Genomic DNA, 15,602 nt, shown 5'->3' on the forward strand with positions numbered 1-15,602 from the left:
CAAAAAAGCACTATGACAAAAAAGTTTTTAAAAAAAGAAGGGTTTTATATTTTCTTGTCGAATATACAGATTTAAGCAAATCAAGGAGGTGAATTCGTTTTTGAATCCTGCAGAAACCATGTCGAAAAAAATTCTTCAGTATGCGATTGGTCAAGACGCTTCCGACATTCATTTCTCCCCTTTGTCCAAGCAAACGAATATTTATTTACGAATCCAAGGGAACCGAATTTTTTATAAATCTATCCCCATCTCTACTTATCAACTTTTATTAGCATTTTACAAGTTTACATCTGCAATGGATATTGGAGAAACAAGAAAACCACAAAATGGCACGATTACGTTTCAATTTGCCGATCAATTCTTCGATCTTCGCTTGTCTACCTTACCTGTCAAGCAAATGGAAAGCTTGGCAATTCGAATTCTTCCTCAACAAGAAGGGCTTTCTCTTCACCAACTTTTTTTATTTCCAAATCAACTTCATCATTTATTATCATGGATCACAAGACGATCTGGCTTAATTTTGATTAATGGACCGACTGGAAGTGGAAAGACAACCATGTTATATGCAATTCTTCAAGCTTTACAGCGACAGAAATCTTTTCAAACCATTACTTTAGAAGATCCCATTGAAAAAGATCTTGAACAGGTTTTACAGGTCCAAATCAACGAAAAAGCAGGAATCACTTATCAATCCGGTTTTAAAGCAGCACTAAGACACGATCCCGATATTATTATGGTTGGTGAAATTCGCGACTCCCCGACAGCTAAATTTGCACTTGAAGCTTCCTTATCTGGACATCTTGTCTTAAGCACAATCCATGCTTCTCATGCATTAGGGACATTATATCGATTAAAAAGTCTCGGATTAATGATGACTGATCTGCAACAAGCATTAATTGCCATTGCTTCTATTCAATTAATTCCGTTTGAAACAGTAAAGCATGGGCTTAAACGAGCCGCTATACTGGAGTTATTAGATGAGCCATTACTTGCTGCTTATTTCCAAAAGGGTATAAATTGGCAAATCAAAAAATATCATTCCTTTACTCATTTACGAAAGAAGGCGTTTGCTTATGGCTTCATTACTAAAGAGGCATTTCTTAACCTCCAAGAATGAATTAACTGATGAAGAGCAGTTACGTTTGCTTAAGCGACTGCATCGACTGTTAGAAACTGGATACCCACTGATAGAAGCACTTGAAGTAATTAGCTGGGATAAGCAGCTCCATTATTCGGCTAAAGAAATCATGAACATACTAACTTATGGAAAATCATTAGATCAAGCCCTGCAATTAACCTCGTTTCATCCTTCGATTACCAGTTACCTCTCTTTTGCAAAATCCAATCAAAATCTGCAGGAAAATATAAAGCGCTGCTGTGACATGTTTGAACGGCGACAAACATATACACGTAAATTTAAACATGTTATTCGCTATCCAGTCATTCTGTTCATTATTTTTGTACCTATCCTATTTGTATTAAAGCAAGCCGTTATCCCTTCATTTATTGAGCTTTATAAAGGGACACCCGGATCTTCTCCAATACTTGTCATTTCTTTATGGCTCATTGACTTGTTAGGAGTTTTATTAATTGTTCTTCTGTTGCTTATATTCGTCGTTGCCGTTTTTTGGAAAATTTATCGACATCGACTGGAAATGGATAAACAAATACAGTTATATGAACGTATACCTTTTTATCGCAGTTATTTGAGATTGCAAACTTCCTTTATGTTTGCCAGCCAATTTAGCACATTGATTAAAACGGGTCTTTCCTTTAAAGATATACTGGAACAGATGACGAAGCAAAAAAAACAGCCAATCATTTCCTATTATTCATCATTAATGATCAATCAACTATCAGAAGGACGACATCTCTCTACATTACTTTCGCAATTCCGTTTTTTAGAAAAGCCACTTACAGATATATTCCAAAAAAACAATAATACAGAAACACTAGAAATGGATTTAATGGTTTATGCTGAAGTACTAATGGAAGAAACAGAACGAAAAATAGTCCGCATGATGACATATATTCAACCCGTTTTTTTTATTATTATAGGCTGCTTTGTTTTATTTATTTACTTGACACTGATGTGGCCGATGTTTCAACTGATTAAAACAATATAAAGGAGACATTGCAATGTTGAAAAAAAATGACGCTTTTACGCTGATTGAGATGTTAATTGTGCTTATGATTATATCCGTGTTAGTTATTCTTATTATTCCAAATCTAGGAAAGCGAAGTAAAGAAGTAAATCATAAAGGCTGTGATGCTCTTATATCAGTAGTACAGGCACAAGTAGATACGTATCATGCTGAAAAGAATCGCTATCCTAGCAGTTTAAATACAATGATACCAGAGTATCTAAACGAAGAACAAAAAACATGTAATGGGAATAAGGAGTTAGTATATGATAGAGAATCAGGAAAAGTTCGTGCACCCAACTAAAGCTAAGCAGGGTTTTACTTTAGTCGAAATGTTAATTGTACTAAGTATTTTCATGATCTTAATAGGTTTAAGCACTCCGCCTATTCTATCAGCTTTATACAATGTGGAGAGTGCAACTGTTATTCGTAAATTAGAGTCTGATGTTATGATGGTTCAACACTTGGCAGCTACAACACCAAGTGGCGTTTCCATTCTTTTGTTAGAAACGCGTTATTACATTTTACAATCTGCACGTATTATTAAGGAAGTTAATTTACCTGAAGGTTTCAGCATTAATAGTACGACATCAAGGTTCATTGAATTTGATGCTAATGGCAATTTTAAAAATCCACGTTCATTTTTCATCTCTTCCCCCTCAAAGCGATACAAAATTATTTTCGCATTCGGTAAAGGCAGGTTTCGCGTTGAAGAAAAATAATGGCTTCACCCTAATAGAAGTGATGGTTGCCGCGAGTATTTTACTAACCTTTATCAGCCTCCTTATCCCTGCTGTATCTCTTTTGAAAACCGAAAAGCAAATATTAAGCGATCGACGTATGGTTACTTTTGAACTACATGATCAATTACAGCCATTTATTTGGCAGACAACAAGGCTTAAACGTGATAAATACTCAATAAAAGTGAACACATTACCTGTTGAAATTACCATCTCTACTGAAAAAGAATACTTGAAAGGATGTGCATATTGGAAAAATGCAAAGCAGCGACAAGAAAAAATTTGTTTATATGGCCTTCTACAGTAAAGAAGGATTCACCTTTATTACAACCTTGCTTATGATGGGGATATTAGTAATCAGCTTACCTTTTCTTAGCTATTTAATTCAAGTAGTGACAGAAAGAAGCGATCAATCAGAATTATCTGTCGGTCAGTTTTTCTTATTCATGCGAAATGAAGTCATGCAAGCGAAGCAACTACAAGTTTATCCCAATAAATTAAAACTAACTGCCAAAGATGGAGCAACTGCCTCATTCGAGCTGTATCAACAGCTTATACGTAGACAAGTGGATGGCAAAGGGCATGAAATATACTTACGAGATATACAACGTTTACAATTTATTTCACTTCCTTATGGAGTTCGATTAATGGTTACAACGATAGAAGGTGAACAATTTGAAAAAGAAATTATTTTTTATCAATAAACAACATGGTTTTATGTTACCATTAGTTTTAATCATCATTTCTTTAGTCATTGTATTGATGTCATCTAATATTCACCATTATCACAATAATTTAGCTATAACAAAGAACCAAATCGATCAAGTTACAATGGAAACATTAATTCAAATAGCTAGAGAAAAATTGAAACGTAAACTATTAGAAAATGAACAATTGGATAAGGAAACCTTCACTCTGCCACAAGGAGAGGTGGCCGTTCGCATAACCCAATTAGATAAACATAGTTATCAGCTATTGTTTACTGTCACGCTTGATGAACAAACAAAATTCCAACAGATAGGTTTTATGAATATAAATAAAGAAGCTGAGATAATTAGTCATTAACAACAACAAGGTATAGTGGTCGTTCAAAAACGATATAAAGTGAAACTTCATTCATTGGAAATTTCCTTTATCCGCTACTGATAGAAGTATAACGAAGATTAAAATCTCGGACGTCCTTGAAAAATCGCGATGTGTCACTGTTGTAGCCCTCCCTGGCCTTGAAAATCGCGATGCTTATTCAAGAAGCTTTCCCTGGCCTGTCTCCCCGAATGAATCTGGCATTAGATACCGTTATCTCTGCTTGAATTCTTAGTATTCTCAATCACTATTAAAGCGGGAGTCTTACGGAACCCTGGATGGGATAAAATGATACCGAATTCCATGATCAAATAGCTTCTATAAATCATTCCCCATATATTTATGACTAATATTACTTTTTAGCAAAAACTCATTCTAATGCTCCATACAATGTTTCCGATTTATTACTTTCATTTACAAGTCCATACGGGTCGTTTATAATGTCTATGATAAGGTTACCAAAAGGAGGGGGATAACATGGATCGAATGTTTCGTGGGTTAGCCTTTTGGACAGGGATATTTACAGTGATGTTCTATGTGGGCGATATGCAAAAAACTGCAGTTTTATTTCTTGTTCAAACGGCTTTTTTCTTAACATTAAGTTATTTGAAACTGTCTGAACGAATGTATATGTATTTATTCGGAGCTTATTGTACCATTTTCTTTATTGGGTTCACATGGTATTCAGAATTTATACTTGTACCTGGATTCGGAAATTAACATCCTAAAACCCTGCTTACATATGTTGAATAGCAGGGTTTTTGTTTTGTTAATTTTACGAGCTTCCATCACAGTGTAAAGAAAGGGTTGTTTATCTTTTCAAATCCGATATTCGTTTTTGGTCCATGCCCAGGAAAAACAGTATAAATATCATCTAATGTATATAAAGAGGTTGTGACTGATTTTTTTAATTGAGCATAGTTACCACCTGGAAGATCTGTACGTCCGATTCCTTGATAAAATAAAACGTCGCCACTAATAACAAACTTATCATCATGGAAGATAAAACTAACACTGCCAGGAGAATGACCGGGTGTATGGATCACCTCAATCGAAAATTCACCGATCATCATTTTTTTAGGTACTAATAATCTGTCCGGTTGCGCTGTCTGTACTTGTTGTTGCATGAATAATAAGGAGCCATTTTTTTGCGGATCCTCTAACCAGCTTGCTTCTGCTTCATGAAGATAAACATCAATTTGATAGGTCTTTCTCAACTCATCTACCGCACCAATATGATCAAAATGTGCATGTGTTAATAAAATAGCTATTGGTGTTAGTTCGTGCTCAGTAAGAAACTCCTTTACTTTATCAGCTTCACCACCTGGATCAAAAATTAAAGCTTCTTTTGTTCCATGTACAACATAACAATTTGTACCTAACGGACCTAAAGACATAGTTTCAATATTCAATTACTTTTCTCCTCTCATTCAAATGTAAATCCTTGATTTGTCTCGACAAACTGCATATAATACTATAGAATAAGTTATATAATCGGACTAGTTACATAATAATACAAATGGATTTCCTATAGCAAGATTAGCAATCTAGGAAGTATAAGGGAGGATCAGTTTTATGCATATCGTCTTAGGGGTATTATTTTTATTAGTAGCTATACTAGCAGTTGTATCTATCGTACGTCAACTTAAATTCAAAAATTTCTTAGCAATTGCATTTTCGGCAATTACAGCTTTAGCATTTGGTTTTTTTGCAATTGCAACAATCATTTCAGAATTAAAAGGATAGATAACGGCAAGTAAAACAAGCTGACTTTTCAAGTTAGCTTGTTTCTTTTTTGCCTAAACTTCCGGCTGTTTGCCTAAAACTTTGAAAATAATCTTTTTTGCTATACTTATTCTATTATCCACTAATTACCTATGAAATGCTAAGTTCTTAAACACTAAAAAGCTTCAATCCGTAGAACATCTTTTCTACGGATTGAAGAGCTAATTTTAAAACACTCATATATTTAATTATTTTTTATCAAAATCAAGAAAACGGAATAAGTCACCATAAATGAGATCATCGGAGTAACCCAGTTCTTTTTCCACTTGTTCCCGAATTGGATCACAAACTTGCTTCTCTTTCTCGTTTTCTTCTTTTCCTGTACTATCATTCTTATTATCTTCTTCAGCTATTGGTTCACCCGTTTTTCGATCATAGCATGTGTTATTTGTATACATATGGTCTTCACTAATAAAGCTTCCATCACGTAGGGCAATGAATTCTTTTCGATTATTACTAAATAGATCATTACCAAATTGAATATCATCGCTATTTTTTATACCTAATAAATTTAATAACGTCGGTTTTACGTCAATTTGACCAGAAACCTCTGATTTAACCCCGCCTTTTCCATAACCAGGAATGTGAACAAATAATGGCACTCGTTGTAATTGAATTTGATCATATGGTGTGATCTCTTCTTTACCCAAATACTGGCTCATTGCCCGATTATGGTTTGCGCTAATTCCATTATGGTCTCCCATAATAACGATAATGGAATTCTCATAGAGGCCTGATTTTTTTAATTGATTAAAGAACTGCTCAATTGACTCATCCATATACCTTACAGTTGGAAAGTAATTATTTAGGGTACTGGAATTAGAATTATACGGCTCGATTGATTTATCTTCTTCACCCAATTCAAATGGGAAATGGTTTGTTAATGTGATCAATTTTGCATAAAATGGTTGCTGCAATTTTTGTAAAATTTTAGTGGATTGCTCAAAGAATGGTTTATCTTTAAGACCCCAACCAATCGAGTTTTCCTCTGTTACCTCATACGATTCCTCACCATAATAGTGATCAATTCCTAACCGTTGATACATCTGATCACGATTCCAAAAGCTTTTATTATTGGCATGTAGAACACTAGTGTAATAACCATTTTTTCCTAATATTTCCGGCATGGCATTAAACTCATTTTGGCCATGGGTAAAGAATACTGCTCCACGAGAGAGTGGATATAAGGAATTCTCTACAATAAATTCTGAATCCGATGTTTTCCCTTGCTCCGTTTGATGATAGAAGTTTTCAAAATAAAATGTGTCTTTATCTTTTGTTAAACGATTTAAAAATGGCGTAATTGGCTCACCGTTAACTTTATTGTTAATAACAAAGCTTTGCAGTGACTCTGCATTAATGAAAATTACATTTTTACCTTTAGCAACACCAAAAAGCTCTGATTTTTCATTACGTTTCATATTTTCATCTACATATTCTTGAATTTCTGGTAATTCATTTCCATCAGCAAACACCCGCTGCGTTTTTGCTTTTGCCTGTGTAGCAAGATCATAAATATGATAATTAAACAACCCAATATTCTTCACTAAATATTCTCTATCAAAAGCTCGAGTAAATAACTGTGGTCGTTCCATTTCAGCCAAAAAGAAATTACCTGCCAATAATACGAAAGACATAGCTAAAGCAAAAACTTTTCCGCTTTTTGAATATCGGACAATCTCTTGCTCTGATCGCCTTTTACTTAGATACCAGATGAATATGACATCGGCAAACAATAGAATATCAAATGGCTTAATTAAAGTTAAAATACTAGACCCCAAATCAGCTGCATTACTAGCCTGGAACAACTGCGGTAACGTAATAAAATCAGTAAATGAACGATAGAATACTAGATTTGCGTAAATAATCAAGGTTCCAACCAATGCTGTATACCGCAAAAACTTCATTTGCCTCGTTTGTTTTTTAAACCAAACACTCAAAGCAAAAACAAGAAATGCAGATACAAATGGGTTGATAAATAAAATAACCTCTTGCATTATATTTTCCAATTCAATGGAAAACATAAAACGATAAACAATATATGTTTTAATGCCAAATAATAGTGTAGCTAAAACAAATAATGGTATATTCTTTCGTTTTAACTCCATACAACTTCCTCCTGCTTCTTACCTTATAGATATAAATTTCTACATTTTTCCTACCCTACTCCCCTTCTAGGGAAAATGGCAGCTACGTAAAAGTTATAGCTGCTTCTAAAAGAAAATGTTAAAAAAATCCGTTAAAAACATGTGATATACTTCGTTTTCTGCGAATCTAATATCTATTGGTATATCTTCTACTTATAATGAACTTACTTCTTTTTGAACACATACTAATATTTAGAGACATAGTTAAGTTTTCTTGTGGTACAAAATCAAATCTTAAATTATGGTTTATTAAATAATAATCATACTAAATTCATTTCCATTTTACAACAGTAAAATAATCCCAAGGTGCGGTTAGGTTTATCATGCGTTTTTCTTTTACCCTATTTAGCTTCATTATAAACATGACGTATAATATATGTTAAAAATATGTGAAAAGGATATTTTTCTACCACTCGTTTTTGCGTAAGTTGACTCTTTTACTTCAATAAATATTTCCATTACATTAGGTACTTCTTAACGATAAAAAAAGTAGCTATTAATTATGACGGTTTGTCCAGCCAAAAAGTTTCAATAATCTCGTTATTTATCTTCATTATACTATTTTTGTAGTTTTTGTTTTACTAAATAAGCCGCGCCTATGATACCAGCATCATTACCTAATTGGGCAAGCGCTAATTCACAAGTTTGGTTCACTTTTGGAAGTGCATATCGATCAAATGCTTCGCGAATAGCGGAAAGTAGCGGCTCACCCGCTTTTGACACTCCTCCACCAATTAAAACTTTAGCAGGATTAAGAATAACACCCATAGTTGCAATTGCCATGCCTAATACATCAGCAGTGCGAGCAACGATCTGTTCAGCATCTTGGTCACCTTCTGCTGCTAGTTGAAAAACATCCTTTGTAGTAATTGTTCCATTTGTTGCTATTATAGAAGCTAGTTTACTTTTAGGAAACTCCTCTGCCTTCTGTTTTGCTTGGCGCACGATACCGGTCGCTGAAGCAATGGTTTCCAAACAACCTTTCTTACCGCAGTTACAACTAGCGCCATCCTTTTCAATAATTATATGGCCGATTTCGCCACCTAACCCTGCTTCACCATTAATGATTCTTCCGTTAGCAATAATACCTCCGCCTACACCTGTACCAAGTGTAATCGCGATTAAGTTTGCAACTTGGTGACCAGATCCTCGCCAATTTTCACCTAAAGCAGCCACATTAGCGTCATTTTCAACAAACACTGGTAATTGTGCTCGTTTTTTTAATAAATCACCTAACGGATAGTCTCTCCAACCAATATTTACTGCCTCGTATATAAAACCTGTTTCGTCTTCTATAAATCCCGGAGCGCCAATCCCTATACCAAGAATTTGTCCCTGCTTCATTCCTTTTGCTTCTATTTTTTTAGTTATCGAATCCCATATATCATGAATGATATGAATACCACCATCATTTGTATTTGTTGGGATCTGCCATTTGTCAAGTATGTCTCCTTCATTACTAATCAGTCCTAATTTAGCTGTAGTTCCTCCTATGTCGATACCAATAATTATCTGTTCCAACTTAAAGACTCCCTTTTTTCTATTTTTTTAATGATGTTATTTCTTTTTTTAAAATTAGTTTTGCTTTCACGTATAACTCTTGTTCTATAAAACCTAACCCGTGTAGTTCATCTAACTCCATTTCAAACATTTGGAGATCACCAAGACGACTTCCGGTATAAATGAATGTACCATACTTTTTTAACAATTGCTGGATATCATAGACTGATTTCATTAACGATCACCAAATTTCATTATACTAAAACTGTGTAAGAAAAAGAATAGATTGCAAAAAAATGAGCATAATTTATAGGATAAATACCTAAAGCCATAAAGCCATTTTTTAGAATTTGCATCTATTTTACATGAACAAAAGCTAGAAGCGATCGTTTAGCGACGTTTAAATTGGAGATCTTCTAATGAGTTTAAAGAAACTAGGCAAGCCGATGTCGATATATCGTAAGACGTTCGGAGTTTGCTACGTGTTCGAACGCATATGCTTTGACAAAGCTACTTCCAAAAAGAAGTCCACACTGCGTTCTCAGACATTGAAAAAACCCAAATCTTCTTAACGATCTGGGTCTTTTGGATGCAGAAATGCTGGACGTCGGTTTTTCAGTGGTATTGGGGAACGCAAGAAGACATCTCGAAACGGACGGTAGGAAAAGGGAAGAAATGGCCAAAAATATGGTACATGAAAAGATTCCATACGTGCTAAGTAGAGAACCCAAATGGTTATACCAACGATATAGCCTATGCCGCCAAATAAAGCTACACAAATCAATAAAAAAATGCGAACTAATCGGTTTGCCAAGCCTAACTCATAACTTGGTGTGGCGTAAGTTCCAATCGCTGCAACAGCTAAATAAAGTACTACCTCATGAGAAAACCAACCAACTTGAACAGATACTTCTCCAATCATAATGGCAGCTACAAGTCCAAGTGCAGTTGCTAATGATGAAGGTGTATGAATGGCTGCCATTCGCAAAATATCTATTCCTACCTCTGCTAATAAGAACTGCATGAATAAAGGTACGACCCCTTGGTCAGTAGGTCCGATATATTGAAGGTTCGCCGGTAAATACTCAGGGTTTTTCGTAAATAAGTAATACAATGGCAAGATAAAAATGGATGCCCACACGGCAAAAAAGCGAACAAAGCGCAAATATGCACCTACTAGTGGCTTTTGTCGGTACTCCTCCGCATGCTGAAGATGATGAGCATATGTAGCCGGGGTTATCGTTACACTTGGAGAACCATCAATAATGATAACGACATGTCCTTCATACAAATGTGCTGCAGCCGTATCGGGGCGCTCCGTGTATCTCACCGTAGGATATGGATTCCAATGCCTACCACTAATATACTCTTCGATTGTTTTTTCAGCCATTGGCAATCCATCGGTATCGATTTGCGCTAGTTTGTCTTTTAAAGCTTCTACTCTACGCTGATCTGCAATATCTTCTAAATAGCAAATACAAATATCTGTTTTTGATCTTCTGCCTATTTGCATATACTCCATGCGTAAAGAACGATCACGAACTCTACGTCTTGTGAGTGCTGTATTAAAAATAATGGTCTCTACATAACCATCCCGTGATCCCCTAACAACCCTTTCTAAATCTGGCTCTTCCGGTGAGCGAGCTGGATAGGTTCTTCCATCTATCATAATTACTTTATCGATTCCTTCGACTACCAACGCTGCAGGCCCACCAAGAACAAGATCCGTTACTTTATTTAAATCATCGACCTCATCTACCTCAACATATGGAATATATGTTTCAACCAACTTTTTAAGTGTATTCGTTTGGATATCTTCTGGCTTCAAATCAGCAAATAAATCCATAATATACAGTAATATATCATCTTTAATAAATCCATCAATTAAAAAAAATGCCATTTTAACTCCAGCATATTCCAGGTCACGTTGTACAATATCAAAACTTTTGTCTACAGCTAATCGATCACGTATATAGTCACGATTTTTTTCAAACGAACGAAATAAGGGTTGCTTATCCTTTTGCATATACTCACCTATCCATTTTCATTACTATACATATTGTGTGGATTTTGTGATTGTTCTATGCATTTGCTATATAAATAGCATATCGGTGTAAGTGGCTGCATATAGTGAAAAGAAGAAAGCTTGTACAAAGGTAGGGGATAGTATGAAAAAAGTAATCATCATACTCTGTGCAGGAATAATTTTAGCGAGTATATGTATTATAAATGTACAAACAAAACCTGCAATTACTTACTTTCCAATCGATCAAGATACCACCTTTTCCACTACAAAAACTTCTCTTTCTCTAATTACGGAAAAAGGAAATGATAATTACAAACTATTGTGGCAGACTAATTCCACAACCGACATCCCCGTATACTTAAGACAAGATGTTTCCTTACTTTTTGACAATGGCAGACTTCGTGGCGCTTTAACGAAATGGGTTCAAGATACAGATACAATCCAATTAAAAGAGATGCTACAACTTGAAGACAGTAGCCTATATCAATCTATTTCTTTTCATCACGGTGAAATTCATAAATCAAGAGACGAGATTAAAAGCATCCAAAAAATGTCTAGTGATTATCTTTACGTGATTGATTCACCAACAACTCCGCTTGTATCATTTAAAACAGCGAAGAGTAATTATGAAAGAGAATGGAAAGATTTGCTTGATCGAACCTCCAAGCAACAGTTATTATACCATTGGAATACGTTATTAAATCATTTTCAAATCGATAAAGAAAAATACTTAGCGGTTCCTTTAACTAGTTTGGATAAATATCAAAACGAGCCACTTCCTTCTCTTTCACAAGCACAAACCAATAAAATAATTGGTCAGCTATGGGAAGGTTTATACAAAAATTATGTGATCCCAATTGTCAAAACAGAAAAAGAAGTAGTAGATAGTTATATCCCTTTAATTTTATTTGATAAGGAAAATAAGCACCTGCTTCTTCTTTTTGAATTAAATAAAAAAAAGAAACAACTGATTCAAGAATATTCCCTGTAACAACAATAGATTTCCAAAATATTGTTTACCATATAATTATTATGTAAACTTATCAATGAGAGTATGGGACATAATTAAAAAGCATCAACTTTAAAAGCGATGTTTACTGGAATAAGCATGTTTATAAAAAGAGAAATCCGAACTAATTCCAATTCTAATTGAAGAATTTTGAATCACGCTTCGGATTTTTCTTTGACTAAAACACATTTTCCCCAGTCCCTCTCTTATAACTGATCCTCTGATCGTTCCACTATCCGATTAATAAAAACCAGATGTAAACTTTCTGGATTATTTTGCTACTTTTCCGGTAATTTCCTCATATAACTCAGTAAATTTTGGGTTATTCGGATCTAATTGATATGCTTTTTCGATAGCAGCATCCGCCTTATTCATCTCCCCTTTACGAAAATATAAGGAAGCAAGATTATAATGCGCCTCTGGAACGCTATTATCCAGTTCAATGCTTTTCTCTAGATCTTTGATTGCTTTATCAGGCTGGTTTAATTTAATATACGCATAAGACCGCTGAAATAAGATAGCCGCTTTTAAGTCCCCTTCACTGCGTAATGCTTGATTAGCATGCTCAATCGCCTTATCATAATTTCCTTCCTTTACCAGTCTTTCTAATTGCATAGCATGATAGAGTTGACTATTCTGATTATTAACTAGCCCATATTGAACAACACCAAATAGAAGCGCAATGAATATGACAAGTGCACTTAATTGTTTTAGTAACTCTCTATGTTTCGGCAAATGGACAATTGACGACGCAATAAAACCAGCGATAAGACCACCTAAATGTGCACTATTATCAATTTGCGGAACAGAGAACCCAAAAACGATGTTAATGCCTATTAACAGGAGCACGTTGGTGCCAATGGTTTGGAAAAATATTGTACGATGATAAAGCCCGAAAAATAATAATGCGCCAAACAGTCCAAATAAAGCGCCGGATGCTCCGGCAGCTATGTTTACAGAAAAAGCAAAACTAGCCAATCCTCCGCCAATCCCTGCTAGAAAATAAATGATCAGAAACCGGATGGATCCATAGATTCTTTCAACTAAAGATCCCAAATAATAAACGGCAATCATATTCATTGCCAAATGGAGTAATCCAATGTGTAAAAACATGGAGCTAATTATCCTCCACCATTCACCATCTTCAATAATTGCAGGATTAAACTTAGCACCAAATTTGATTAATGTTTCCGTATTTTTACTGCCTCCATTCAATTCAAGGAGTAAAAACATACCGATACATAAAAGCAAGATAATATATGTAAGTCTTGGCTTACCAAAGGAAAAAACAGCCTTCGTTTGTTGTTGATGATCAAACACATGTTGAGTTAAATACTGTTTATAGGACACTAACTTCCTTTCTTTTTCCTCTATATCCAATGAAAGATCTGTATCTGTGATGGAAACACCGACTTCATTTGCAAGTCTTTGTTTTTCTTCTTCATAAAGAGAATTAGATAAGTAATAAAGATGCATTGAAATAGATTGCTTGGTATTTAACTTCATTGGTTTTTTTAAAAGTTCCCAATTATCAACTGGGGCATGTTCAGAAATATAAATATTATGTATTTCAATAATTCTTCCACGTAACATACGCTTCATTGCTTTCACTTTCTGAAAAACAACGGCGATATCTTTTTTTAAATGATTTGTCCAATCAAATCCCTGGTTAATCAATCGTACAACATTTGAAGTTTTTCCTTGCTTCTTTTCCAACCATATTTCATTGCCTTGATCATTTACATATAATACATCATAATTATCAGCGGAAACAAATTGAACTGCCAGTTTGTACAACTTATATTGTTCATCCAAATACATTACCACATCTCCCCTTAAGTTCTACCTTCATTAAACTGATTCTTGTCTAAGCTTTTTCTCTTTATATATAGTATAAGTGCTATATATGATAAAAGAAGTTGTTTCCCACAACTTCTTTTTCCAGTGGATGGTATTCATGTATCTGTTTGGCATGAGAATTCTTCACCATTTATCATGATTTAAACATCCAAGGGATTAATTTACTGCGTACTGTCGGCATATTCATTGATAGTTGGACAGCTAATTTACGCAAAAAACTGATCGCCAAAAGAGTATTCATTACTCGATAGCGCCATTTAAATAATAAAGTTGCAGTAGTTAGTATACCAGCAATTAAAACTATAATACGCAATAGGAACACCTCTTTTTTCTAAGTTGTGTTCTTAGTTATGGCAGAAGCATGAAGTTTTATACATTTATTATAAAGTGAATTCGGTCAGTGGGATGTTTTCTTTTATCCCCACAGATTGTTCGTACCACAAGGGGTATGACCTAAAGGCCTCTGGACCGAATCAGGCATTTGACTTGCAGTTAGACCCTCCACTTATCCTTCAAAGTTTCACCTCGTAGCATTGGTGGAGGTCTTACAGTCAGTTACATGCGGGATAAAATCATTGTAAAACTTAACTACCTTCCTTTTATATCCATCCTTGCTCCGTAATTAAATGGTCAACAGGTAAGTCAAAAGGATCCTTTGGGATGGTATCAATGAGTTGAGAACTATGTAGAATCGATGCCGTTTTATTTTTATACTTTACTAAAAATCGGTCATAATATCCACCGCCAAAGCCAATCCTGTATCCTTGTCGATCAAAGATAATACCGGGAACTAATAACAGATCCATTCGCTCTGGTGGGATATGCTTTGTCATACTCCGTTTTGGTTCAAGCAAATTGTAGTAAACAACTTCTAATTGCTCATATGTATCGATTTGATAAAATTCCATTCCTTTTGTAGCTGGAAAACATTTTGGCACACAAACTGTTTTCCCTTGCTTCCAGCCCGTTTCAATAATTTTCATTGTATCCCATTCAAACTCTTGTGATATGGTTATACCAACAGTTTCTGCTTGTTTCCACAAGTAAGAAGTAAGGAGATGAGCATGTAACTGTTTCTCCGTTCCCTTTTTCTCTTCCTCACTGAATTGTTTTAACTTAGCAATTCCAGTCGAGCGCAATTTCTCCTTCGTCACTAAGCTAGCTTCCTCCCTTCCATATGGTTGAAGTTATCTATAATTGGCGTATAATGTTATTTCAAGCAGTAGAATCTATGATAATTAGATGCTTATAGAATGCAAAAACAAACCAAATATATGACCCTTATTGTTATCCATTTTTTAACAGTCT

18 protein-coding genes are annotated in these 15,602 nt (G+C 34.8%); 10 read left to right on the top strand and 8 right to left on the bottom strand.

All coding sequences use genetic code 11. The features are described from left to right. Positions 1 to 100 precede the first annotated feature (100 nt). The 8 genes from comGA (at position 101) to BN1066_RS17650 (ending at position 4,687) form a co-directional block, all read left to right on the top strand. The gene (gene comGA / locus BN1066_RS17615; protein ID WP_077320842.1) at positions 101 to 1,117 is read left to right on the top strand and encodes a competence type IV pilus ATPase ComGA; all 1,017 of its coding nucleotides are present in this window, start codon (positions 101 to 103) and stop codon (positions 1,115 to 1,117) included. Further along, on the top strand, positions 1,074 to 2,126 hold the full coding sequence (gene comGB, locus BN1066_RS17620; protein WP_077320844.1) for a competence type IV pilus assembly protein ComGB: 1,053 nt from the start codon (positions 1,074 to 1,076) through the stop codon (positions 2,124 to 2,126). Before comGA ends, comGB begins: the two co-directional genes overlap by 44 nt. 13 nt (positions 2,127 to 2,139) lie before the next feature. Continuing rightward, on the top strand, positions 2,140 to 2,448 hold the full coding sequence (gene comGC / locus BN1066_RS17625) for a competence type IV pilus major pilin ComGC (RefSeq protein ID WP_077320846.1): 309 nt from the start codon (positions 2,140 to 2,142) through the stop codon (positions 2,446 to 2,448). Continuing rightward, positions 2,411 to 2,866 carry a competence type IV pilus minor pilin ComGD gene (gene comGD, locus BN1066_RS17630; RefSeq protein WP_077320847.1) on the top strand — a complete coding sequence of 152 codons (456 nt, stop codon included), beginning with the start codon at positions 2,411 to 2,413 and terminating at the stop codon, positions 2,864 to 2,866. Before comGC ends, comGD begins: the two co-directional genes overlap by 38 nt. Further along, complete coding sequence (locus BN1066_RS17635; protein WP_179104427.1) at positions 2,853 to 3,191, top strand: prepilin-type N-terminal cleavage/methylation domain-containing protein; 339 nt, start codon at positions 2,853 to 2,855, stop codon at positions 3,189 to 3,191. The genes comGD and BN1066_RS17635 overlap by 14 nt, the downstream gene beginning before the upstream one ends. Then, positions 3,142 to 3,588 carry a competence type IV pilus minor pilin ComGF gene (locus BN1066_RS17640; RefSeq protein ID WP_077320852.1) on the top strand — a complete coding sequence of 149 codons (447 nt, stop codon included), beginning with the start codon at positions 3,142 to 3,144 and terminating at the stop codon, positions 3,586 to 3,588. Before BN1066_RS17635 ends, BN1066_RS17640 begins: the two co-directional genes overlap by 50 nt. Then, positions 3,560 to 3,949 (top strand): competence type IV pilus minor pilin ComGG, encoded by a 390-nt coding sequence (locus BN1066_RS17645; protein WP_077320854.1) that lies wholly within the window; start codon positions 3,560 to 3,562, stop codon positions 3,947 to 3,949. Before BN1066_RS17640 ends, BN1066_RS17645 begins: the two co-directional genes overlap by 29 nt. A gap of 495 nt (positions 3,950 to 4,444) precedes the next feature. Next, complete coding sequence (locus BN1066_RS17650) at positions 4,445 to 4,687, top strand: DUF2626 domain-containing protein (RefSeq protein WP_077320855.1); 243 nt, start codon at positions 4,445 to 4,447, stop codon at positions 4,685 to 4,687. Between the two features lie 68 nt (positions 4,688 to 4,755). Here the strand turns inward: BN1066_RS17650 and BN1066_RS17655 are convergent, their stop codons facing one another. Further along, the gene (locus BN1066_RS17655; protein WP_077320857.1) at positions 4,756 to 5,379 is read right to left on the bottom strand and encodes an MBL fold metallo-hydrolase; all 624 of its coding nucleotides are present in this window, start codon (positions 5,377 to 5,379) and stop codon (positions 4,756 to 4,758) included. Between the two features lie 163 nt (positions 5,380 to 5,542). Here BN1066_RS17655 and BN1066_RS17660 point away from each other — a divergent pair, with 163 nt between their 5' ends. Beyond that, positions 5,543 to 5,713, top strand: a complete 171-nt coding sequence (locus tag BN1066_RS17660) for a DUF2759 family protein (RefSeq protein ID WP_077320859.1) — start codon at positions 5,543 to 5,545, stop codon at positions 5,711 to 5,713. A gap of 227 nt (positions 5,714 to 5,940) precedes the next feature. On the opposite strand, the gene BN1066_RS17665 is transcribed toward BN1066_RS17660, so the two are convergent. From BN1066_RS17665 to BN1066_RS17680, 4 genes are all read right to left on the bottom strand, one after another. After that, positions 5,941 to 7,860, bottom strand: a complete 1,920-nt coding sequence (locus BN1066_RS17665) for an LTA synthase family protein (protein ID WP_077320861.1) — start codon at positions 7,858 to 7,860, stop codon at positions 5,941 to 5,943. A gap of 597 nt (positions 7,861 to 8,457) precedes the next feature. After that, positions 8,458 to 9,420 carry an ROK family glucokinase gene (locus tag BN1066_RS17670; protein ID WP_077320863.1) on the bottom strand — a complete coding sequence of 321 codons (963 nt, stop codon included), beginning with the start codon at positions 9,418 to 9,420 and terminating at the stop codon, positions 8,458 to 8,460. Between the two features lie 19 nt (positions 9,421 to 9,439). After that, a complete protein-coding gene (locus BN1066_RS17675; RefSeq protein ID WP_077320865.1) occupies positions 9,440 to 9,634 on the bottom strand; it encodes a YqgQ family protein in 195 nt (64 codons plus the stop codon). A 333-nt stretch (positions 9,635 to 9,967) separates the two neighbouring features. Further along, positions 9,968 to 11,425: a spore germination protein gene (locus BN1066_RS17680; protein WP_077320867.1), complete on the bottom strand. Its 1,458-nt coding sequence runs from the start codon at positions 11,423 to 11,425 to the stop codon at positions 9,968 to 9,970. A 142-nt stretch (positions 11,426 to 11,567) separates the two neighbouring features. Here BN1066_RS17680 and BN1066_RS17685 point away from each other — a divergent pair, with 142 nt between their 5' ends. Then, positions 11,568 to 12,416: a hypothetical protein gene (locus BN1066_RS17685; protein ID WP_077320869.1), complete on the top strand. Its 849-nt coding sequence runs from the start codon at positions 11,568 to 11,570 to the stop codon at positions 12,414 to 12,416. Positions 12,417 to 12,704: 288 nt separating this feature from the next. On the opposite strand, the gene BN1066_RS17690 is transcribed toward BN1066_RS17685, so the two are convergent. The 3 genes from BN1066_RS17690 to BN1066_RS17700 form a co-directional block, all read right to left on the bottom strand. After that, positions 12,705 to 14,255 carry a rhomboid family intramembrane serine protease gene (locus BN1066_RS17690; protein WP_077320871.1) on the bottom strand — a complete coding sequence of 517 codons (1,551 nt, stop codon included), beginning with the start codon at positions 14,253 to 14,255 and terminating at the stop codon, positions 12,705 to 12,707. A 172-nt stretch (positions 14,256 to 14,427) separates the two neighbouring features. Further along, complete coding sequence (locus BN1066_RS17695) at positions 14,428 to 14,607, bottom strand: hypothetical protein (RefSeq protein ID WP_077320873.1); 180 nt, start codon at positions 14,605 to 14,607, stop codon at positions 14,428 to 14,430. A gap of 286 nt (positions 14,608 to 14,893) precedes the next feature. Further along, positions 14,894 to 15,448, bottom strand: coding sequence for a 5-formyltetrahydrofolate cyclo-ligase (locus tag BN1066_RS17700; protein ID WP_077320875.1), 555 nt, complete (start codon positions 15,446 to 15,448; stop codon positions 14,894 to 14,896). Positions 15,449 to 15,602 lie beyond the last annotated feature (154 nt).

The sequence above is a fragment of the Virgibacillus proomii genome, from assembly GCF_900162615.1.
GTDB lineage: Bacteria > Bacillota > Bacilli > Bacillales > Amphibacillaceae > Virgibacillus > Virgibacillus proomii.